General features: G+C 64.7%; 21 protein-coding genes. 14 read left to right on the top strand and 7 right to left on the bottom strand.

Annotated features, from left to right (window positions below):
* Positions 1 to 101 precede the first annotated feature (101 nt).
* Positions 102 to 419, top strand: coding sequence for a KGG domain-containing protein (locus OU994_RS25735; RefSeq protein ID WP_131144460.1), 318 nt, complete (start codon positions 102 to 104; stop codon positions 417 to 419).
* Between the two features lie 45 nt (positions 420 to 464).
* On the top strand, positions 465 to 722 hold the full coding sequence (locus tag OU994_RS25730) for a hypothetical protein (protein ID WP_281608236.1): 258 nt from the start codon (positions 465 to 467) through the stop codon (positions 720 to 722).
* 58 nt (positions 723 to 780) lie between these two features.
* Here the strand turns inward: OU994_RS25730 and OU994_RS25725 are convergent, their stop codons facing one another.
* The gene (locus OU994_RS25725) at positions 781 to 1,278 is read right to left on the bottom strand and encodes a pyridoxamine 5'-phosphate oxidase family protein (RefSeq protein ID WP_281608235.1); all 498 of its coding nucleotides are present in this window, start codon (positions 1,276 to 1,278) and stop codon (positions 781 to 783) included.
* A 164-nt stretch (positions 1,279 to 1,442) separates the two neighbouring features.
* Between OU994_RS25725 and OU994_RS25720 the strand changes: the two genes are divergently transcribed.
* From OU994_RS25720 to OU994_RS25700, 5 genes are all read left to right on the top strand, one after another.
* A complete protein-coding gene (locus OU994_RS25720) occupies positions 1,443 to 2,153 on the top strand; it encodes a PepSY-associated TM helix domain-containing protein (protein ID WP_281611721.1) in 711 nt (236 codons plus the stop codon).
* Positions 2,154 to 2,168: 15 nt separating this feature from the next.
* The gene (locus tag OU994_RS25715) at positions 2,169 to 2,684 is read left to right on the top strand and encodes a DUF2271 domain-containing protein (RefSeq protein ID WP_131144464.1); all 516 of its coding nucleotides are present in this window, start codon (positions 2,169 to 2,171) and stop codon (positions 2,682 to 2,684) included.
* 10 nt (positions 2,685 to 2,694) lie between these two features.
* The gene (locus OU994_RS25710) at positions 2,695 to 3,519 is read left to right on the top strand and encodes a DUF4198 domain-containing protein (protein WP_131148903.1); all 825 of its coding nucleotides are present in this window, start codon (positions 2,695 to 2,697) and stop codon (positions 3,517 to 3,519) included.
* 95 nt (positions 3,520 to 3,614) lie between these two features.
* A complete protein-coding gene (locus OU994_RS25705; protein ID WP_373922632.1) occupies positions 3,615 to 4,604 on the top strand; it encodes an FAD:protein FMN transferase in 990 nt (329 codons plus the stop codon).
* Positions 4,601 to 5,950 carry a sulfite reductase subunit alpha gene (locus OU994_RS25700; RefSeq protein WP_281608234.1) on the top strand — a complete coding sequence of 450 codons (1,350 nt, stop codon included), beginning with the start codon at positions 4,601 to 4,603 and terminating at the stop codon, positions 5,948 to 5,950. Before OU994_RS25705 ends, OU994_RS25700 begins: the two co-directional genes overlap by 4 nt.
* Positions 5,951 to 6,168: 218 nt before the next feature.
* Here the strand turns inward: OU994_RS25700 and OU994_RS25695 are convergent, their stop codons facing one another.
* From OU994_RS25695 to OU994_RS25670, 6 genes are all read right to left on the bottom strand, one after another.
* Entirely contained in the window at positions 6,169 to 7,338 is a 1,170-nt protein-coding gene (locus tag OU994_RS25695; RefSeq protein WP_281608233.1) for a DUF2325 domain-containing protein, read from the bottom strand.
* A gap of 2 nt (positions 7,339 to 7,340) precedes the next feature.
* Positions 7,341 to 7,667: a hypothetical protein gene (locus tag OU994_RS25690; protein WP_131144468.1), complete on the bottom strand. Its 327-nt coding sequence runs from the start codon at positions 7,665 to 7,667 to the stop codon at positions 7,341 to 7,343.
* A 221-nt stretch (positions 7,668 to 7,888) separates the two neighbouring features.
* A complete protein-coding gene (hemP, locus tag OU994_RS25685; RefSeq protein ID WP_373922488.1) occupies positions 7,889 to 8,065 on the bottom strand; it encodes a hemin uptake protein HemP in 177 nt (58 codons plus the stop codon).
* Between the two features lie 202 nt (positions 8,066 to 8,267).
* Positions 8,268 to 9,071 carry a Crp/Fnr family transcriptional regulator gene (locus OU994_RS25680; protein ID WP_131148904.1) on the bottom strand — a complete coding sequence of 268 codons (804 nt, stop codon included), beginning with the start codon at positions 9,069 to 9,071 and terminating at the stop codon, positions 8,268 to 8,270.
* A 635-nt stretch (positions 9,072 to 9,706) separates the two neighbouring features.
* Positions 9,707 to 10,351, bottom strand: a complete 645-nt coding sequence (locus tag OU994_RS25675; protein WP_131144470.1) for a response regulator transcription factor — start codon at positions 10,349 to 10,351, stop codon at positions 9,707 to 9,709.
* A 161-nt stretch (positions 10,352 to 10,512) separates the two neighbouring features.
* Positions 10,513 to 10,980: a universal stress protein gene (locus OU994_RS25670; protein WP_131144471.1), complete on the bottom strand. Its 468-nt coding sequence runs from the start codon at positions 10,978 to 10,980 to the stop codon at positions 10,513 to 10,515.
* A gap of 340 nt (positions 10,981 to 11,320) precedes the next feature.
* Between OU994_RS25670 and OU994_RS25665 the strand changes: the two genes are divergently transcribed.
* The 7 genes from OU994_RS25665 (at position 11,321) to asd (ending at position 19,055) form a co-directional block, all read left to right on the top strand.
* Positions 11,321 to 12,166 (top strand): protein phosphatase CheZ, encoded by an 846-nt coding sequence (locus tag OU994_RS25665; RefSeq protein WP_131144472.1) that lies wholly within the window; start codon positions 11,321 to 11,323, stop codon positions 12,164 to 12,166.
* Positions 12,166 to 14,067, top strand: coding sequence for a chemotaxis protein CheA (locus OU994_RS25660; RefSeq protein WP_281608231.1), 1,902 nt, complete (start codon positions 12,166 to 12,168; stop codon positions 14,065 to 14,067). The genes OU994_RS25665 and OU994_RS25660 overlap by 1 nt, the downstream gene beginning before the upstream one ends.
* Before the next feature lie 301 nt (positions 14,068 to 14,368).
* On the top strand, positions 14,369 to 15,772 hold the full coding sequence (gene leuC, locus OU994_RS25655) for a 3-isopropylmalate dehydratase large subunit (protein ID WP_281611719.1): 1,404 nt from the start codon (positions 14,369 to 14,371) through the stop codon (positions 15,770 to 15,772).
* A 190-nt stretch (positions 15,773 to 15,962) separates the two neighbouring features.
* Complete coding sequence (locus OU994_RS25650; RefSeq protein WP_131144475.1) at positions 15,963 to 16,085, top strand: entericidin A/B family lipoprotein; 123 nt, start codon at positions 15,963 to 15,965, stop codon at positions 16,083 to 16,085.
* A gap of 43 nt (positions 16,086 to 16,128) precedes the next feature.
* Entirely contained in the window at positions 16,129 to 16,776 is a 648-nt protein-coding gene (gene leuD, locus OU994_RS25645; RefSeq protein WP_131144476.1) for a 3-isopropylmalate dehydratase small subunit, read from the top strand.
* An 8-nt stretch (positions 16,777 to 16,784) separates the two neighbouring features.
* Entirely contained in the window at positions 16,785 to 17,858 is a 1,074-nt protein-coding gene (gene leuB / locus OU994_RS25640) for a 3-isopropylmalate dehydrogenase (protein ID WP_281608230.1), read from the top strand.
* A 69-nt stretch (positions 17,859 to 17,927) separates the two neighbouring features.
* Positions 17,928 to 19,055, top strand: coding sequence for an aspartate-semialdehyde dehydrogenase (gene asd / locus OU994_RS25635; RefSeq protein ID WP_281608229.1), 1,128 nt, complete (start codon positions 17,928 to 17,930; stop codon positions 19,053 to 19,055).
* Positions 19,056 to 19,375 lie beyond the last annotated feature (320 nt).

Raw genomic sequence — 19,375 nt, 5'->3', positions numbered from 1 at the left:
AATAGATCGTCGCTGGTCGGTATCCCGCTCGGGCACCGGGATCCCTCCTTACTGTACCCACGTCAGCGTTCCCCCAATGCGTCACTTCAGGAGAGACCACCATGGCTTCAAATCAGGGTAACAATCGCGGCACTCGACAAGGCGAAGGACAAGGAAACAAGCAGAGCACTACCCGCAACCGGGGCTTCGCATCGATGGACCCGCAGCGCCAGCGTGAAATCGCGTCCGAAGGTGGCCGCGCCGCGCACGCCAAGGGTACCGCGCACGAGTTCACCTCGGAAGAGGCACGCCGCGCCGGTGCCATGAGCCATAAAAATGGCAACCGCCAGAGCGCCTCGCGCGCCGCCAGCAACAGTGACAGCGACCAGGGCAACCAGGCCGGCCAGTCAGACAGCCGCAGCGAAAACCGCCAGGGCTGATTCCACCGCAACAGCAGGGTAACCACAGGGCTCAGGAGATATTGCATGCCTCCACCTGACAACTCCCGCAAGAACAACAACAGTGAAGACACCTTCGTTCTGGTAGATACGGAACATCCGGGCATCGGCAATGTCGATGTGCCCGAGACGGAAGTACGCCGCCTGGACAAGCCAATTCCCGGCAACCGCCAGACGGCGGACCAGGGTTCGCGCCAAAGCGGAGACTACTCGTCCCGCCAGGGCGGGGAACCCCCGGGCACCGAAGGCGGTGCCCCTGGGCCGGAAGCCAGTTCCGGTGTATGACGACACCCCCGGCCGCGTGCCGGGGTTTTTGTTTGGGCGCCCGGAGGGCGCCGCATGATCAATGCCCCAGGTGACGATGCTCGCCGACATTGGTCGGTGGCTTGCCGGTGATCGCGGCCTTGGCCATGGCGAACAGCGTGACCATCTTGCTGTTGGCGGTATCCCAGTATTCTGCGCCATGGATGTCCACGCGCAGCAGTGCCAGGTGGGGATCGTCCAGGCCCTGCGGGAACCAGGCCTTGACCGCGGGGTTCCACAGCTCCTCGGCTTTCACGCGGTCGCGCAGCAGCTCGGCCCGGCCCGATACCGACACGTACAGGTGATCGTCGACATCCGCGAAGGACACGTTGATCGACGGGTTGTCCAGCAGCTCGTGCGTGAATGCTTCCTTGTCCGACACGAAGAACCACAGGTTGCCGGCGTCATCCAGTTGCTGGACCGTCAGCGGGCGGCTGGTCAATGCGCCGTGCGCATCCTGCGTGGTGAACATGCCGAACTTCACATCCTTGATACGGTCGCGCAAATCGTGCAGCTCTTCGGTGGTGAACGTGGCCATGATGCCTCCTTTCAAGATTGTCCTGAACAAGTCAACAGCATAGCCGGCCGTGGCGGGCCTCTCTGTTCGCTGCCGTACACGAAAGCCGTCGGAGATTTGTTTCGTTTGTAACAGGGGGCGGGCCGCCGGTTGACGCTTCAAATGATAATCATTATCATCTACTGATTACTACAGGCATGACAACATCAAAACGGCAGCGGGGAAAAGTGAGCACCAAGGAAGAAGCGCGGCAAAGTGACCTGCAAGCCACGGCGAAAAATGCCGGCCGGGCTGTCTGGCTGAAGCAATTGCACCAGTGGCACTGGATTTCCTCCGCGCTGTGCCTGCTCGGGATGTTCCTGTTTACGATCACCGGCATCACCCTGAACCACGCCGCGCAGATCGAGGCCAAGCCCACCGTCGTGCGCAAGCAGGCCGAGGCGCCGGCCGCGCTGGTTACGCAATTGAAAGCGCTCGGCGAAGAACGCGACGGTGAAAAGGCGCCGCTGCCCGAGGCGGCCGAACGCTGGCTGCGCGATACCTGGTCGGTCAAGGCCGGCGGCCGCGAAGCCGAGTGGTCCATCGATGAAGTCTACCTGCCGATGCCGAAGGCGGGCGGCGATGCCTGGGTGCGCATCGGCTTCGAGGATGGCGCGGCCGAATTCGAACACACCGACCGCGGCTGGATCTCGTGGCTGAACGACGTGCACAAGGGCCGCAATACCGGCACGGCATGGAACTGGTTCATCGACATCTTCGCCGTGATCTGCCTGGTGTTCTGCATCACCGGTTTCCTGATCCTGAAATTCCACGCGGCCAACCGGCCATCCACCTGGCCGGTGATCGGACTGGGGATGCTGGTGCCGATCGTGATCGCCCTGTTGTTCATCCATTAATAAAAAAGGCATACCATGAAATTACGCTATTCCATCGCGCTCGGCATCCCGCTGGCCAGTGCGCAGGCGATGGCCGCCGATCTGGCCCTGAAGCTCGACATTCCGCAGCTGAACGTGGCCGAGTACCACAAGCCCTACATCGCCGCGTGGCTGGAAAACGCCGACCAGAAGGTGGTGACGAACCTGGCGGTGCTGTATGACGTGAAGAAGAAGGACAAGGCCGGCGAGAAGTGGCTGAAGGACATGCGCCAGTGGTGGCGCAAGTCCGGCCGCGACCTGGCGATGCCGGTGGATGGCGTGTCGGGTGCGACGCGTGCGCCGGGCGAGCATACGCTGACGTTCCCGGCCGCGAAGGATGCGCTGGGCAAGCTGCCGGCCGGCCAGTACACGGTGGTGGTGGAAGCTTCCCGCGAGGCGGGCGGCCGCGAGCTGGTGAAAGTGCCGGTGGCATGGCCGCCGAAGGGTGCCAAGGAATTCTCCGCGAAGGGCAAGGAAGAGCTGGGCAATGTCGTCGTTCAGGTCAAGCCATAAGGAAAACATGATGCGTATTCAAAAAACCGTGATCGCGCTGGCACTGGCCGGCGCAGCATTCGGCGCCCAGGCGCACAAGCCGTGGGTGCTGCCTTCGTCGACGTTCGTCGAGAATGACAGGGAAGCATGGGTGACGGTCGACGCCGCCATCTCGGAAGGCCTGTTCGACATCGACCACGTGCCCCTGAAGCTGGATGGCCTGACGATCATCGGCCCGGATGGCGCCACGCTGGAGCCGCAGAATGTGGCGAACGGCAAGCTGCGCAATTCGTTCGACGTGAAGATGGCCAAGAACGGTACCTACAAGATCGCGCTGGTCAACCAGAACGTGTTCGCCAGCTACAAGGTCAACGGCGAAATGAAGCGCTGGCGCGGCCTCGAAGCCAGCATGGCCAAGGAAGTGCCGGCCAATGCCGAAGACCTGAAAGTGACGCGCACCAGCTCGCGCATCGAGACGTTCGTGACGGCCAACGAGCCCAGCGACGCGGTGCTGAAACCGACCGGCAGCGGCCTGGAACTGGTGCCGGTGACGAACCCGACCGAGCTGCGCGCCGGCGAGAAGGCCACCTGGCGCTTCCTGCTGGATGGCAAGCCTGCCGCCAATCTGCCGTTCAGCCTGATCCCGGGCGGCGTGCGCTACCGCGGCACGCTGAACGAAGTGCGCTTCAGTACCGACGCCAAGGGCGAGATCACGTTCACGATCCCGGCGGCCGGCATGTACGTGGCCACGGCCAGCTGGCCGGCGCCGCAGGCACAGGGCGCGCAGGGTGGGCAGGCGCAGCCGCCGGCACGCCGCGTGACGTACTCGGGTACGGTGGAAGTGCTGCCCGAGTAATGCGCGCGGGATTGCGTCGAACGCTGCTGCCGCACGCGATCTCGCCCGAGCCGCCGCCCGCCGGGGCGCAGGTGCGCGAGTACCGCGGCCTCAGCATGGGCACGAGCTGGTCGGCGCGGGTGGCCCAGCCAGCCGCCGCGCCGCGTCCGCCTGCGTATCCGCCGGCGCACTCATCTGCACACTCAGTTGCGCACTCATCTGCGCATTTATCTGATGACCTGCGTGCGGGGTTGCAGGCGCAGCTGGACGATGTGGTGGCGCAGATGAGCCACTGGGACCCCGCTTCCGACCTGGGCCGTTTCAACCGCGCCCCGGCCGGCACCTGGCAGGTGCTGCCGCCGGCGTTCTTCCAGGTGCTGGCGTATGCGCTGGACGTCTGCCGCGACAGCGGCGGCGCCTGCGATCCCTGCGCCGGGGCACTGGTCAACCTGTGGGGCTTCGGCCCCGTCAACCGTTACGACGAGCCGGGCTTCACGGCGCCCACGCCCGAACAGGCGCGTGGCGCGCTGCCGGCCGCGCGCGTGCGGCTCGATCCCGTCAGCCACAGCGCGCTGCAGCCCGGTGGCGTGCAGCTCGACCTGTCCGCCGTCGCCAAGGGGTATGGAGTCGATCGGCTGGCACGCTGGCTGGAAGGGCAGGGCATCCGCGACTACCTGGTGGAAGTGGGCGGCGAACTGCGCGGTGCCGGCCTGAAGCCCGATGGCCAGCCCTGGTGGGTGGCGCTGGAAGGGGTGGACGATGTGTCTTGCGGCGACGATGGCATCGTCGCCGCCCTGCACGGCCTCGCCGTGGCCACCTCCGGCGACTACCGCCGTTTTTTCCTGCACGATGGCCGGCGCCATGCGCACACGATCGACCCGCGCAGCGGCATGCCGATCGAGAATGGCCTCGCTTCCGTGACCGTGGTCGCCGCCAGTTGCATGGCGTGCGACGCCTGGTCGACCGCGCTGACCGTGCTGGGCCCCGTGGATGGCCTGGCGCTGGCGGAACGCCGCGGCATCGCGGCCCGCTTCGTGGTGCGCACGGCCGGCGGCCTCGTCGAACACCTGAGCTCGCACATGCGGGCGATGCTCGAACAAGCATGATCCTGACCAACGATACGACCCGGCTGGCGCTGACCGCCGCCTGTTTCGCCGCCTACGGCGTCACCTGTTTCCTGCCATGGCTGCGCATGCGCCGCAAGCGCGCCGCCGCCGGCACCGCCGACCCGGCAGGCTGGATCGTCGCCTATGCCAGCCAGACCGGCAACGGCGAGGAACTTGCGCAGCAGACCGCGGCCACGCTGCGGCTGGCCGGCATCGGCGTGCGCGTGATGGAACTGGGCGATGTTTCCGCGCAGGCCTTGCAGGGCGCCGAACGGGCCCTGTTCATCGCCAGCACCTACGGCGAAGGCGATGCGCCGGATGGCGGCGCCGCGTTTGCCGGCAAGCTGATGACGCGGTCGCTGCCGCTGCCACGCCTGCACTACGGCGTGCTGGCGCTGGGCGACAGCAGCTATGCGCATTTCTGCGGTTTCGGCCGTGCCCTCGACGGCTGGCTGGCGGCGCAGGGTGCGCAGCCACTGTTCCCGCGGGTGGAAGTGGACCGGGGGGCGACGGCCGACCTGGCGCCGTGGCGCCAGCAGCTTTCCCACCTGGCCGGCACCAGCGATGCGCCGGATTGGGAAGCGCCGGCATTCACGCCGTGGCGGCTGGCCCGCCGGCGGGTGCTGAATCCGGGCAGCGCCGGCGCGCCCGTGTACCACATCGAACTGGAGCCCGCGGCCGGTGCGCTGCCGGCCTGGCAGTCCGGCGACCTGGTGCAGGTGGTGCCGCCGGCACAGGCCGACCGGCCGCGCGAATATTCGATTGCCTCGGTGCCGGCCGATGGCTGCGTGCACCTGCTGGTGCGCCTGCACCGGCACGCTGACGGCAGCACCGGCATTGCCTCCGGCTGGCTTTGCCAGCACGCGGAAGAGGGCACGCTGGTGCCGCTGCGCCTGCGGCCGCACCGCCGCTTCCGCCTGGAAGACAATGCCGCCCGTCCGCTGATCCTGATCGGCAATGGCAGCGGCATCGCCGGCCTGCGCGGTCACCTGCGTGCCCGCGTGGCGGCCGGGCAGGGCCGCAACTGGCTGCTGTTCGGCGAACGCCAGCGCGCCCATGACCTGCATTACGGCGACGAGCTGTTGGCCTGGCAAGAGCAGGGCCTGCTTGCCCGGCTGGACCTCGCGTTTTCCCGTGACGGGGCGGGGCGCGGCTATGTGCAAGACTTGCTGGCGCCCGCCGGCGACTTGCTGCGCACGTGGATCGCCGACGGTGCCGCCGTGTATGTCTGCGGCAGCCTGGAAGGCATGGCCGGCGGCGTCGACCAGGCGCTGCGCGGCATCCTCGGCGATGACGCCGTCGAGGCCCTGGCTGCCGCCGGGCGCTACCGCCGCGACGTCTACTGACCTGCCACCATTTTGCGGCCACCATTTTCCGGCGCCGGGGCCTGCCCGGGCACTGGAGCACGCCATCACCAGGCAATGTTTCCCAAAACCAGAGTCTGACCCCGATTTCTGGCAATGTTCCCCAAAACCGGGGTCTGACCCCGATGTCTGCCAACGTACAAAAAAAGCCCCGCGCGAGGCGGGGCTGGGGAGTTCCGCGAGGTGCGGATGAGAGGTACTCAGGGTGCCAGTTCCTCGAGCCCGCGCTGCAGGCTGGAGATGCTGGGATTGTCGATGAACACGCAGCGCTTGCCGGTGCGCTTGCAGAAATCCTTCACGCGCCAGTAGGCGCTGTGGCTGATGCAGCCGGTCTGGCAGATCACCAGGTCGGCGGCGGCCAGGCTGGCTTCGAGCTTGCCGGCGTTGTCTTCGAGGCCGCCGTCATGGTGGGCGAACTGGGCGCCGGCGCGTTCGATCAGGGTCCGGTACGAAGCGACGTTGCCGCTGCGGCCCCCCACGCACAGGATGCTGCGTTCCGCCAGCCGGATGGGCATGCGGATGATATGCTCGACGGCTGCCGGCGGTGCCGGTTCTTCGTCGCGCGGCGCCGGCTGCGACTGCGCCTGCACGAGTTCGCGGCGCAGCTCGGCCACCTGTTCGCGCAACTGCCGTTCCCGCTCGTCGCTTTGTTCCAGCCGCTGGGCCAGCCGCTCGCGCGAAGCCAGGTCGGGGATGGAGTCGCGCAACTGTTCCAGTTCCAGGCGCAGCGCATCGATCATGCTGTCGCGGCTGACCAGCTGGGCGCGCAACTGCATCAGCGCGCTGGCATCGCGTTCCAGTTCGGCGTTGCGTTCCAGCTGCATGGCGGCGCTGCGCTGCTGCAGCCTGGCCAGCTCGCGCGCCAGCTGCCCGTTTTCCTCGACGACGGCATTGAAGCGGTTGATGTCGGCACGGGCGCAGGCGCCGGCCTGGTGCTGGATCATGTGCAGGTCGCGGCACATCCGTTCTTCCAGTTCCGGCGCACAGCGGGGATGCGTCAGTCCCGCCCAGAAGGCGCCGGCAACGTCGCCGCCAGCCACCGCGGCCTGCCACAGTTCGGCCACGCCTTCCGTGGTGCGCGCGGTGCGGAAACGCGTGATTACCGCGGCGTAGCGGCGTTCCAGTTCCTTCTGCAACACCTCGGACAGGCGGTTGCGCGTGCCGCATTCGCTGACGGCGCCCACGTGGATCTCGTAGTCGTCGGCCAGTACCTTGCCACCGGTGACCTTGCCGACCAGCTTGCGCAATGTGCCGATCGGCAGCGATACGCCGACCAGCGGGCAGTGGCAGGTGTGACCCAGTTCCCAGATGCGGCGGCGGCGCGACGTTTGCGCTTCCTGCGGCTCGGTGGCGGCGTGTTTGTCGCACATGGTCAGACCACCTGTGGCGCCGCGCGGCCCCTGGTCATCAGCCGGGCCAGGAAGCCATCGTCCTTCTTCGGCGGTGGCAGCGAACGCTCGACAACGACGGCCCATTGTTCGGACAGCTGCTGGCAGGTCGCGGCCAGCACGGGCGACAGGCCCGGCAAGCCGGCAAGTGCCTTCAGGTGGCGTTCGATGACGGAAGCGAGCTTCACGCAGCCCTTGCCGTCGGCAGTGTAATGGGACATCAGGTGCAGCACGGCGGACAACATCAGTTCCGGCTGCTGCCCGCCGGTGGTGGGCGCCAGGTAGATCGGGTCGGTATGGTCGAAAGCCATCGTACTCTCCTCGGAAACGATCAGCTGGCGGCGGCTGGCTGGGATGATGAGTGGGTGCCTGGCGACAGCGTGGCGGATGAAGCGATCGCTCCTCGGGCTGGCCGGGCGCATGCCGCTGAAGAACCAGCCATGCCGGGTGCCTGCGATGACGCTGGCGGGGAGGAACAGGACAGCCGCGCCTTCATGCCACGATCGGTGCCGGGTTTCCCGCTGGTTCAGGTTCAGGCAGTGAGAATCAGCTTGTTCAGCTGGGTGATGCGCAGGCGATAGATCCGGCCCGCATGCTCGATCTCGACTTCACGCTGGTCCTGCATCAGGCCTGCGGTGGTCAGGCGGCGTACTGGCGCGGGCTGCCGGGCAGCAGGCACCGGCTTCGTTTGGTTGGCTTGGGTCTGCATGGTCATTTTGCCTTAAATAAGAATGATTCGCATTTGCATTATTGGTCAGGGCTGTAAGAAATGCAAGCGTTTTTTGGCTCGCGCGTGCAGGAAATTGACAGCCCGCGCGTGCCAGGCCGGAGGCATCAAAGCTAAGCGGGAGGCATAAAAAAAGGCCCGCCGAAGCGGGCCCAAGCTGGGTAAGGCAAACAGGTGTGGAACGTCAGACCGTGGCCACGAGCTGCACCGGCGGCGTGGCTGCGGCTTCGGCGGCGGCCTTGGCCCGGTTGGCCGTGGCCTTGCTGCGCGAGCGGGACGGCGGCAGGCGGCGCAGCGTTTTCAATGCATCCGCATCCTTGATGCCGATCGTGCGCTGGTCGACCGTGATCAAGCCGATTTCGTTGAAGGCGGACAGCGTGCGGCTCACCGTTTCCAGCGTCAGGCCCAGGTAGCTGCCGATTTCATGGCGGGTCATGCGCAGGTTGAACAGCTTGCTCGAGTAACCCATCTGGGCGAAGCGGTCGGCCAGCGACACCAGGAAGCGCGCCACGCGGGCTTCGGCGCTCAGCGCACCCAGCATGCCGATCATTGCCTGTTCGCGCACCAGTTCGCGGCTCATCACGCCGTACATCATGTGTTCCAGTTCCACATGGACGCGGCCCAATGCCGTCAGCTTCTTGAACGGCAGCAGGATCAGGTCGCAATCGGACAAGGCCACCGCTTCGGACGCGTAATGGCGGCTGTGGATGCCATCCACGCCCAGCATGTCGCCCTTCATCGGGAAACTCAGCACCTGTTCGTTGCCGAATTCATCGATCAGCACGGTTTTCAGGAAGCCGGAGTTGACGATGTACAGCGTGTCGAACGGCTGGCCGATCGTGTGGATGCGCTGGCCGGTCTTGAACTGCACATGCTGGAACAGCAGTTCTTCGGCGTTGACGGAACAGGCCGCCGGGATGTGCAGGAGGTCGCAGACTTCCTTCAGGTTCGACCAGAGACGGCCCTGGCGCTGGCGACCCGCCTCCATGGCGGGTGTTTGGGCGGCCGGGGCGGCGACTCGGGCTTCGGACATTTGCGTAGGGAGCATGCTGATCTCCTGATTTCAGGTCATGTAGTTCGGATTAAAAAACGTATAATTTTTTGGTTCGTTTAAAACTATTCAAAACGTATCTTGCGGCTTGCATTCAGCCTGATTGCAGCCTGTTCGCAGATTGCTTGCAGCCTGTTTGCAGCCTGTTTGCAGCCTGTTTGCAGCTTGTTTGCAGATTGCTTGCAGCTTGTTTGCAGCTTGTTTTCAGCTATTTAAAACTCGTTTGCGGCCTGTTTTTATGGCTTGTTGTCGGGCTTGTTGCCGGGACTTCTTCGAGGTGTGCAGGAAACCGGCCCTGGTTTGAAACTGCCGGTTAAATTTTTCCGCCGCCATCGGTCGTGCTATCAATCGGCTTCAACTCGCCTTCCAATCGCCTTCAAATCGCCTTCAATTGGAGTAGATGTACGGCAACTCGCCTTGAATGGTTTCAGTATGCCAACGAGGGATGGGGAAGGATATCGGTATGCGCTGAATATGCTCGTAGGAGCCGGCGCAGATCTGTAGGAGTATTCCTACTGATCGATATCATGCGTCAGAGTGGGGGAAGAGGCCCCGAGCGGGGCCAGGCAGGGTCAGGACTTGAAGGGAGACAGCAGTTTGTGCGCTACGGCGTATTGAACCATTTCCGACAGTGAACTCATCCCCATTTTCTGCATGATCCGGGTTTTATGGGTACTGACGGTTTTTACCGACAAGTGCAGGCTATTGGCGATTTCGGTGATCGACTTGCCTGAAACGAGTAGCGAAAAAACCTCGAATTCACGGTCCGATAACTGTTTATGCAACAGGCTTTCATTCGGCATCATGATATTCAGGGCCAGTTGCTCGGCGACCTCGGTACTGATATAGGGCCGCCCCGATGCCACCTTGCGAATGGCGCCCACCAGCTGCGTTCCGGCGCTTTCCTTGGTCAGGTAACCCTGGGCACCGGCGCGAATGGCCCGCACGGCATATTGTTCTTCTTCGTGCATCGTGAGAATCAGCACGTTCAGCTTGGGGGCTTCGCTGCGGATCTGGCGTATCAGGTCGACACCGCTGCGGCCGGGCATCGACAGGTCGAGCAGCAACAGGTCGAAGCCACCCTGGCGCACATGGCGCAGGACCTCGAAGCCGTCGACGGCCTCGCCAACGATGTCGATGTCGGGGGCGCCATCGAGGATGCGCTTGAGGCCCTCGCGCATGATGGTATGGTCGTCTGCGATGACTATTCTGATCATGGATGGTTCGGTGACACTCCGGTATTGCTTATCGTCATCCCGATGGCACCCTGCGGCGCAACACCACGCGCGAGCATGGGGTGCGGCAGGCAAGACGGCATCGAGGGCAAGGGCATCAGGGGCGAAAGCATTCAGTGCGGCGGTGGCGGGTGTTGCAAGACCTATTCAGGCAGGGGTTCTTTCAGCAGGCGGTGCACGAGCACCGGGATCTTCGAGTGGGACAACACCTTGTTCGTGACACTGCCCAGCAACAGCTGGCCCCAGCCGCTGCGGCCATGGGAGCCGATGAAGATCAGGTCGCAACCCTTCTGTTCGGCGATTTCAACGATCTTCAGTGCCGCGCTTTCGGAAAATGCCGTCATGCTTTCGCACGGCACGCCTTTCTTGTCGCACGAGGTCACGATCGACTGCACGTGGTCGCGGCCGGCGCGGCCCATCGCGGCACGGTATTCCTCTTCGCTGGGATAGCTGGGTGGAATGATCTCGACATAGATCGGATACTGGTATTCGGGCGCGACAAACAGGGCCAGCACTTCGGCGCCGAGTTGCTGGGCGAACGATACACCGGCGCAGGCAGTCATCCGGGACACGGCGGAACCGTCGGTGGTAATCAGAATTTTCCGGTACATACCCGCTCCTTGAATGCATGCGCACCCGCATTGTAGTCCCGATTCACGCCCTTGTCTGGATGCAAACACTTGATCTTCCTCAATGGAGAGATGAGCTCGGCACAACATTGCTGTCGATACTATCTTTGTACATGACAAACATCACGGCAGGCATCGCGACCCAAATACAACAGAAACACTTTTTTTCCAGTTGCCGCGCAGGATTGAACCAACCGAGATTGAACAAGCGGACGGCCCCCTGCTACACTCGCGGAAGTGCGTTAATATTGCCGTGAGTCATCAAGCAAGACACACAGGTAGTTGATACGAAAGCATTTTTTGAATATGGAGAAGCAGGGATATGACCGACGCCGCTGATGATTTCGACGCATTATTCGAGGAAGTGTCCGCGCAGCGTGCCAACGCCACCCCGGCACCGGCACCGGCTCCGGCCCCCGCGCCGGCCGCGGCCGCCGCCGATGACGACCTGGAAAATCTGTTCGACGAAATCGCCTCGACCCGAACCGCGGCTCCTGTAGCCACCGCAGCGCAGGCCGCTGCCCAGATCGCGGATGCGCCGGTCGCCGAGGAGGGTGCGCAGGATGGCACGATGTTCGAACGCCTGGGCGGCATCGTCCGGCTGTTGCACGACTCGTTGCGCGAACTGGGCTACGACAAGGCGCTGACCGAGGCCTCGAGCCAGATCGTGGATGCCCAGGACCGCCTGGAATACGTGGCTTCGCTGACCGAGCAGGCCGCCAACAAGGTATTGAACACCCTCGACGACGGCATGCCGGCACAGGACGTGCTGTCGAAGAAGTCGAAGGAAATGGAAGACCGCTGGGCCGCGCTGTTTGAAGGCAAGCTCAGCATTGAAGAATTCAAGGCGCTGGCCGGCGATTCGCGTGCGTTCGCGCATGCCGTGTCCGAAGCCACCGAAGCGGAAAAAGCGCGCCTGCTGGAAATCATGATGGCGCAGGACTTCCAGGACATCACGGGCCAGCTGATCAAGAAGGTCGTGATCATTACCAAGACGGTCGAGCAGGAGCTGGCACAGTTGCTGAAGGATAATGCACCGCCCGACAAGCGCGAACTGATTGCGCAGAAAGAGGCCCTGGAGGTGTCGCTGATGAGTGGCCCGTCGGCCCCGTCCGTGGCCCTGAACCAGGACAACGTGGACGACCTGCTTGCCGACCTGGGGTTCTGATGGACGATATGCTCAAGGAGTTCGTCGTCGAGGCGATGGACCTGGCGGTCAATGTCGAGGAGCACCTGCTGCGCCTCGAGCGCGACCCCGACAACAAGGAAACGCTGAACGCCGTGTTCCGTTCGTTCCACACCATCAAGGGTGGCGCGGGCTTCATGAACCTCGGTGCGCTGGTGTCCGCCTGCCACCTGACGGAAAACCTGTTCGACGCGCTGCGCACCGGTGCCGCGCCTGTCACGCCGCTGTCGATCGAGGCGGCGCTGCAGGCGTCCGGCTTCGTGGCCGACCAGCTGGCGGAACTGAATAACGGTGCGTCGCCGGACAGCATGGGGCCGATGCCGGCCGACCTGGAAGCGATCCTGAACCAGGCCATCGAAGGCAAGGAAAGCTCGGCCAAGCCGGCGGCGAAGGCTGCGCCGGCGCCCGCTCCCGTGGCTGCCCCGGCAGCCGCGGCGGCGCCGCGCGCGCCCTCGGCCGACGGTATCGATTGGGAATCGATGTACGAGGCGGTCGTGCCGCCGGGTACGTACAGCCGTCCGGCCAGCGCGCCGGCCCCGGTCGCCGCCGCGGCCAGCGTGCCCGCCACGCCCGCGGCGCCTGTCGCCGCCCCGGCTGCCGAAGCGCCCGCCGCCGCCCCAGCCAGCGATGCCGCTCCCGCCAAGAAGTGGGATGGCGTCGAGCGCCGCGATGAAGCCAAGGCCGTCCACGCGGCGCCGGCGAAAGAGGAAAGCATCCGTATCGACGCGGTCAAGCTGGACGCGCTGCTGGAAGTGGCCGGCGAATCCGTGCAGGCCGCCAACCAGGCCGCCGTGCTGCTCGAGCGCCTGCAACAGTTCAAGTTCGAAGGCCAGGCCGCCACGCTGATGTCGGCCCTGACCGAGACGCTGGAGCGTGCCTCGCGCTACTCGACCGAACTGCAGCGCGCCACGCTGGCGACCCGCATGCAGCCGGTCGGCCGCCTGTTCCAGAAGTTCCCGCGCCTGGTGCGCGAACTGGCGAAGGACCTGGGCAAGGAAGTCGAACTGGTCATCGAAGGCGCGGAAACGGAAGTGGACCGTGTGGTTGTCGACAGCCTGTACGATCCGCTGGTGCACATGCTGCGCAACGCGCTCGACCACGGTGTGGAAGGTCCGGATGCCCGCGTGGCCGCCGGCAAGAACCCGAAGGCCACCATCCTGCTGAAAGCGTGGCAGGAAGCCAACAGCGTGATGATCGTGCTGCAGGACGACGGCAAGGGCATGGACCCGGTCGCGCTGCGCCGCAAGGCCGGTGAAAAGGGCCTGATCTCGCCGACCGCGAACATGACGGACGACGAGTCGTACCAGCTGGTCTTCCTGCCGGGCTTCTCGACCAAGGAAGTGGCATCGTCCGTGTCCGGCCGCGGCGTGGGCATGGATGTGGTGAAGACCGCGGTGGAAAAGAACCGCGGCGCGATCCACATCGAATCCGCGCTGGGCAAGGGCACCAAGTTCGCCATCCGCCTGCCGATCGAGCTGTCGATCGTGCCGACCATGCTGGTGTCGACCTCGGGCGCGCTGCTGGCGCTGCCGATGGCCGTCGTCGAGCGCGTGGTGGAACTGCCGGAAACCTTCAACGAAGTGGGCGGTGCCCCGGTGATGAAGGACCAGGGGCGGCCGCTGCCGGTGCGGTCGCTGGCCAATGCGCTGGGCTACGAACTGTCGACCGAACGGGTGGGCATCGTCATCAACGCGCCGCAGCCGTACATCCTGGCCGTGGGTGCCGTGGATGGCACCGCCGACCTGGTCATCAAGCCGATGACGGCCCTGACCGTGGAAGGCGTGACCGGTACCGCGCGCTCGGCCGAGGGCGAGCTGGTGCTGGTGGTCGGCCTATCGTTCCTGATGGATGGTTGCAGGAGCAGCGTGCGCATGGCAGCATAACAAGTTCGCCAAGCAAGTCACCCAAAAAAGCCTGCGACCGCATCGCAGGCTTTTTTTACGACTAGAATATTGCCTGTATCCGGGGTCAGACCCCGGTTTCAGGAAACATTCCCGAGAAATGGGGGGCCGCCGCATCGCCGGACCGCCATTTTTGGAGCAATTTTTGCAACACGGCGCCCTAGGCGCGCAGCAGGAAAATGCAAGGGACAGCGGCCCACGAGGCGGAAAGTCGGCTTGTTTTGCAGCGCACAAACTGTGGCATAATCAAAACGGAACTTTCTACACACAGGCAGCAAGCAGCATTATGAAGACGCTTTACGACAAACTCTGGGAATCGCATGTGGTGCGCACGGAGGAAGACGGCACCGCCATCCTGTACATCGACCGCCACCTCGTGCATGAAGTCACCAGCCCGCAGGCCTTCGACGGCTTGCGCGCCGCCAACCGCTCCCTGTGGCGCCTGTCCGCCAACCTGGCGGTGGCCGACCACAACGTGCCGACCACCGACCGCTCGCACGGTATCGAGGATCCCGTTTCCCGCCTGCAGGTGGAAACGCTGGACAACAATACCAAGGAGTACGGCGTCACGTACTTCAACATGAACGACAAGCGCCAGGGCATCGTCCACGTGATCGGCCCGGAGCAGGGCGCCACGCTGCCCGGCATGACGGTGGTCTGCGGCGATTCGCACACCTCCACCCACGGCGCGTTCGGCGCGCTGGCGCACGGCATCGGCACGTCCGAGGTCGAGCACGTGCTGGCCACGCAGACGCTGCTGGCGAAAAAGTCCAAGGCGATGCTGGTGCAGGTCGACGGCGACCTGCGGCCCGGCGTGACCGCGAAGGATATCGTGCTGGCCATCATCGGCAAGATCGGTACCGCCGGCGGCACCGGCTACGCGATCGAATTCGGCGGTTCCGCGATCCGCGCGCTGTCGATGGAAGGCCGCATGACAGTCTGTAACATGGCGATCGAAGCGGGCGCGCGCGCCGGCATGGTCGGCGTGGACGACACCACGATCAACTACGTGAAGGGCCGTCCGTTCGCGCCTGCCGGTCCGCACTGGGAGCGCGCCGTCGAGTACTGGCGCACGCTGCACACCGAACCGGGCGCGAAGTTCGACATGGTCGTCACCCTCGATGCCGCCGAGATCAAGCCGCAGGTCACCTGGGGCACCTCGCCCGAGATGGTGGTGCCGGTCGATGGCCGCGTGCCCGATCCCGACCAGGAAAAAGACACGGTCAAGCGCGAAGCGATGGAAAAGGCGCTGGTCTACATGGACCTCAAGCCGAACACGGCGATCGAGGATATCCGCATCGACAAGGTATTCATCGGTTCCTGCACCAACTCGCGCATCGAGGACCTGCGCGCCGCCGCCGCCGTGGTGCGCGGCAAGCAGCGCGCCTCGAACGTGAAGCTGGCCATGGTGGTGCCGGGCTCCGGCCTCGTCAAGGAACAGGCCGAGCGCGAAGGGCTGGACACCATCTTCAAGGCCGCCGGCTTCGAATGGCGCGAGCCGGGCTGCTCGATGTGCCTGGCGATGAATGCCGACCGCCTCGACCCGGGCGAGCGCTGCGCGTCCACCTCGAACCGCAATTTCGAGGGCCGGCAAGGCCAGGGCGGGCGCACCCACCTGGTGTCGCCGGCCATGGCCGCCGCTGCCGGTATCGCCGGCCACTTCGTCGACATCCGCGGCCTGCGCTGATCGCGCGCCGTGGACGTGTTTGACCCCAACGGCAAATGCCGGGGGGGCAGGGTCTGAAGCGGGAGATGGCAGGTATGCCGCCTCCCGCTACGCAGCGAGGAGCATGCTCCTCGAAACCCTGCTCCGCCCCCAGGTTTTGCACCTGGGGTTGAAGCATGAGTCCTCAACGCTTTCAAAAGAAGACAGAAACATGAAAACCCTGTTCGCCATCGCCCTCGCCACCATCGTCCTCACTGGCTGCAACACCGTTGCCGGCTTCGGCAAGGACGTACAGAAGGTTGGCCAGGCCGTCGAACGCGGCGGCAAAAAATAACACCGCGGCGCGGCCTGGTGCCGCGTCCCACCAAGAGAGCAGCATGGACAAATTTACGATCTACGAGGGCCTTGTCGCCCCGCTCGACCGCTCGAACGTCGATACCGACGCCATCATCCCGAAGCAGTTCCTGAAATCGATCCGCCGCACGGGCTTCGGCCCCAACCTGTTCGACGAATGGCGCTACCTCGATCACGGCGAGCCCGGCATGGATAATTCCCAGCGTCCGGTCAATCCCGACTTCGTGCTGAACCAGCCGCGCTACCAGGGCGCGTCGATCCTGCTGACGCGCAAGAACTTCGGCTGCGGCTCCTCGCGCGAGCATGCGCCGTGGGCCCTCGAGCAATACGGCTTCCGCGCCATCCTGGCGCCCAGCTTCGCCGATATCTTCTTCAACAACTGCTTCAAGAACGGCATGCTGCCGGTCGTCTTAACCGAAGCGCAGATCGATCATCTGTTCGACGAAGTCAAGGCCTTCCCGGGTTATCGCCTGGTGGTGGACCTTGAGCAGCAAGTCATCCGCTCCCAGGACGGCAAGATCTCCTACCCATTCCAGGTCGACGCCTTCCGTAAATACTGCCTGATGAACGGCCTCGACGACATCGGCCTGACGCTGCGCCATGCCGACAGCATCCGTGCCTTCGAAGAGCGTCATCTGGCAAGCCAGCCCTGGCTGGCCAACTCGATCTGAAAACAACCATGAAAATCGCAATCCTGCCGGGCGACGGTATCGGCCCAGAGATCGTCACCCAGGCCGTCAAGGTGCTGAACGCACTGGACGAACAGTTCGAACTGGAGACCGCCCCGGTCGGCGGCGCCGGCTACGAAGCGTCCGGCCATCCGCTGCCGGAAGCCACGCTGGCACTGGCGAAGGCGGCCGACGCCGTGCTGTTCGGCGCCGTCGGCGACTGGAAGTACGACACGCTAGACCGCCCGCTGCGCCCCGAACAGGCGATCCTCGGCCTGCGCAAGAACCTGGGCCTGTTCGCCAACCTGCGTCCGGCGATCCTGTACCCGGAACTGGCCGGCGCCTCCACGCTCAAGCCCGAAGTGGTGTCGGGCCTGGATATCCTGATCATCCGCGAACTGACCGGCGACATCTACTTCGGCCAGCCGCGCGGCGTGCGCGAATGCCCGGACGGCCCCTTCAAGGGCCAGCGCGAAGGCTTCGACACGATGCGCTATGCGGAAGGCGAAATCCGCCGCATCGCCCACGTGGCGTTCCAGGCCGCGCAAAAGCGCGACAAGCGCCTGACTTCCGTCGACAAGGCCAATGTGCTGGAAACCTTCCAGTTCTGGAAAGACATCGTCACCGACGTGCACAAGGAATATCCGGACGTGGCGCTGGACCACATGTATGTCGACAACGCCGCCATGCAGCTGGTGCGCGCGCCGAAGAAATTCGACGTGATCGTCACCGGCAACATGTTCGGCGACATCCTGTCCGACGCGGCCGCCATGCTGACCGGTTCGATCGGCATGCTGCCGTCGGCCTCGCTGGACGCGAACAACAAGGGTCTGTACGAACCGTCGCACGGCTCGGCGCCGGATATCGCCGGCAAGGGTATCGCCAACCCGCTGGCCACCATCCTGTCCGCGGCGATGATGCTGCGCTTCTCGCTGGGCAAGGCCGAACAGGCCGACCGTATCGAGAACGCCGTCAAGGCCGTGCTGGCGCAGGGCCTGCGCACCGCCGACATCCACGAGGAAGGCACCACGAAAGTGGGCACCGAGCAGATGGGCGACGCCGTGGTCAAGGCGCTGGCGAAGTAAACAACGTGTACACGGAACGCGCCGCTGGCGCGTTCCCATGAGACATCCAAAACATCCGAGGGTATTCACATGAAATTAGTAGGTCTGGTAGGCTGGCGCGGCATGGTCGGTTCCGTGCTGATGCAGCGCATGCAGGAAGAGGGCGATTTCGAGCACATCGAGCCGGTGTTCTTCTCCACGTCCAACACGGGCGGCAAGGCCCCGGCGATGGCCAGGAACGAAACCACGCTGAAGGACGCCACCGATATCGAGGAACTGAAGCGCTGCGAGATCATCATCTCCTGCCAGGGCGGCGACTACACCAGCGAGGTGTTCCCGAAGCTGCGCGCGGCCGGCTGGAACGGCTACTGGATCGACGCTGCCTCCACGCTGCGCATGGACAAGGATGCCGTCATCGTGCTGGATCCGGTCAACCTGAACGTCATCAAGGATGCGATGACCAAGGGCGTCAAGAACTTCATCGGCGGTAACTGCACCGTGTCGTGCATGCTGATGGGCCTGGGCGGCCTGTTCAAGGCCAACCTGGTGGACTGGATGACGTCGATGACGTACCAGGCCGCATCGGGCGGCGGCGCGCAGCACATGCGCGAACTGCTGACGCAATTCGGCACCATCAACGCTTCCGTCAAGCCGCTGCTGGACAACCCGGCATCGGCGATCCTGGAGATCGACCGCCAGGTGCTGGCCACCCAGCACGGCCTGTCGGCTGAAGAAACCAAGCAGTTCGGCGTGCCGCTGGCCGGCAACCTGATCCCGTGGATCGACAAGGACCTGAACAACGGCCAGTCGAAGGAAGAGTGGAAGGGCGGCGCCGAGACCAACAAGATCCTCGGCCGCGGCGAAGGCTTCGGCTCGAAGGCGATTCCGGTGGATGGCCTGTGCGTGCGCATCGGCGCGATGCGCTGCCACTCGCAGGCGCTGACCATCAAGCTGAACAAGGATGTACCGCTGGACGAGATCAACGACATCATCGCCAACGACAACCAGTGGGTGAAGTTCGTGCCGAACACGCGCGAAGCGTCGGTGCGCGACCTGACGCCGGCCGCCGTCACCGGCAGCCTGGCGATCCCGGTCGGCCGCGTGCGCAAGCTGTCGATGGGCCCGGAATACATCTCGGCCTTCACGGTGGGCGACCAGCTGCTGTGGGGCGCCGCCGAACCGCTGCGCCGCATGCTGCGCATCGTGCTGGACAAGTAAGCGCTGCACCCGGGAAAAACGGGGCACGTGCCCCGGTCCCGGCGACAGGAAGCCGGCCCTCGACAGGGCCGGTTTTTTTTATCCGCGTGAATTCATGTGCGTGAATTTTTTTGCGTGATGCCTGGAAGGCCAGCACGGGTAATTTGTTGCATTGTGGACACAACTGGCAAACCGCAACCCGCCGGCGCGGAAAGCGGCCAGGCGCCGGCCCCCGGCTGCCGGGCCATCCATGCCGGCCCTGTCCCATAGCGGGGCGTCGCTTGCATGCTCCGGGGCATGATGATATGTTGGGATGCCCGGGAAACCCCGGGCCCCCGTTG

The organism is Pseudoduganella sp. SL102, assembly GCF_027856995.1.
Classification (GTDB): domain Bacteria; phylum Pseudomonadota; class Gammaproteobacteria; order Burkholderiales; family Burkholderiaceae_D; genus Rugamonas; species Rugamonas albidiflava.
The sequence above is the reverse complement of the archived record's forward strand: the minus strand, read 5'-3'. Positions and strand labels throughout refer to the sequence as shown.

Excerpts from the sequence above, each read along its gene's own strand:
- OU994_RS25735 (WP_131144460.1), top strand. The coding sequence starts at position 102 with ATGGCTTCAAATCAGGGTAACAATCGCGGCACTCGACAAGGCGAAGGA.
- OU994_RS25730 (WP_281608236.1), top strand. The coding sequence starts at position 465 with ATGCCTCCACCTGACAACTCCCGCAAGAACAACAACAGTGAAGACACC.
- OU994_RS25725 (WP_281608235.1), bottom strand. The coding sequence starts at position 1,278 with ATGGCCACGTTCACCACCGAAGAGCTGCACGATTTGCGCGACCGTATC.
- OU994_RS25715 (WP_131144464.1), top strand. The coding sequence starts at position 2,169 with ATGAAATTACGCTATTCCATCGCGCTCGGCATCCCGCTGGCCAGTGCG.
- OU994_RS25710 (WP_131148903.1), top strand. The coding sequence starts at position 2,695 with ATGCGTATTCAAAAAACCGTGATCGCGCTGGCACTGGCCGGCGCAGCA.
- OU994_RS25705 (WP_373922632.1), top strand. The coding sequence starts at position 3,615 with ATGGGCACGAGCTGGTCGGCGCGGGTGGCCCAGCCAGCCGCCGCGCCG.
- OU994_RS25700 (WP_281608234.1), top strand. The coding sequence starts at position 4,601 with ATGATCCTGACCAACGATACGACCCGGCTGGCGCTGACCGCCGCCTGT.
- OU994_RS25695 (WP_281608233.1), bottom strand. The coding sequence starts at position 7,338 with ATGTGCGACAAACACGCCGCCACCGAGCCGCAGGAAGCGCAAACGTCG.
- OU994_RS25690 (WP_131144468.1), bottom strand. The coding sequence starts at position 7,667 with ATGGCTTTCGACCATACCGACCCGATCTACCTGGCGCCCACCACCGGC.
- hemP (WP_373922488.1), bottom strand. The coding sequence starts at position 8,065 with ATGCAGACCCAAGCCAACCAAACGAAGCCGGTGCCTGCTGCCCGGCAG.
- OU994_RS25680 (WP_131148904.1), bottom strand. The coding sequence starts at position 9,071 with ATGGAGGCGGGTCGCCAGCGCCAGGGCCGTCTCTGGTCGAACCTGAAG.
- OU994_RS25675 (WP_131144470.1), bottom strand. The coding sequence starts at position 10,351 with ATGATCAGAATAGTCATCGCAGACGACCATACCATCATGCGCGAGGGC.
- OU994_RS25670 (WP_131144471.1), bottom strand. The coding sequence starts at position 10,980 with ATGTACCGGAAAATTCTGATTACCACCGACGGTTCCGCCGTGTCCCGG.
- OU994_RS25665 (WP_131144472.1), top strand. The coding sequence starts at position 11,321 with ATGACCGACGCCGCTGATGATTTCGACGCATTATTCGAGGAAGTGTCC.
- OU994_RS25660 (WP_281608231.1), top strand. The coding sequence starts at position 12,166 with ATGGACGATATGCTCAAGGAGTTCGTCGTCGAGGCGATGGACCTGGCG.
- OU994_RS25650 (WP_131144475.1), top strand. The coding sequence starts at position 15,963 with ATGAAAACCCTGTTCGCCATCGCCCTCGCCACCATCGTCCTCACTGGC.
- leuD (WP_131144476.1), top strand. The coding sequence starts at position 16,129 with ATGGACAAATTTACGATCTACGAGGGCCTTGTCGCCCCGCTCGACCGC.
- leuB (WP_281608230.1), top strand. The coding sequence starts at position 16,785 with ATGAAAATCGCAATCCTGCCGGGCGACGGTATCGGCCCAGAGATCGTC.
- asd (WP_281608229.1), top strand. The coding sequence starts at position 17,928 with ATGAAATTAGTAGGTCTGGTAGGCTGGCGCGGCATGGTCGGTTCCGTG.